This window comes from Streptomyces sp. ADMS (assembly GCF_033441795.1).
In the GTDB taxonomy this organism is placed as follows: Bacteria; Actinomycetota; Actinomycetes; order Streptomycetales; family Streptomycetaceae; genus Streptomyces.
This window is the reverse complement of the sequence record NZ_JAVFVX010000474.1, coordinates 1-387: the sequence shown is the minus strand read 5'-3', so window position 1 is coordinate 387 and position 387 is coordinate 1. Positions and strand designations below refer to the sequence as shown.

The window sequence follows — 387 nt, the reverse complement described above, 5'->3', positions numbered from 1 at the left end:
ACAGGGCCCTGAGGGCCGCTCCGCGCAGGGCCGCCTCCTCGAACGCCACGTCCACTGCTGCGGCCGCGTGCGGACTGCCGTCGACGCCGACCACGAAGTACGCGGGCTCCGGGGTGATGTGCTCCGGCTCCGGAACGACGACGACCGGGCAGGGAGCGTGGGCGGAGACCGGCAGCGCCACGGAGGCGGAGGTGAACATTTCGCGCCGGGTGCTCAGATGCCAGGAGCCCACCACGACCAGGGAGGCGTTCCGCGCCTCCTCCCGCAGAACCCACGCCGGCTCTCCTTCCGCCAGCATCGTCGACACCTCCACCGTCGGCCGCCGGGACTCAACGAAGGCGACCGCCTCCTTGAGTACCTCGGCACCCGCTTCGTGCAGTGTCCGGT

At 71.8% G+C, this 387-nt stretch carries 1 protein-coding gene; it reads right to left on the bottom strand.

Annotation, left to right across the window (positions count from 1 at the left end; translation table 11 throughout):
* On the bottom strand, positions 1-387 hold a 387-nt coding region (locus RB628_RS42950; RefSeq protein WP_318325796.1), incomplete at both ends, for a universal stress protein.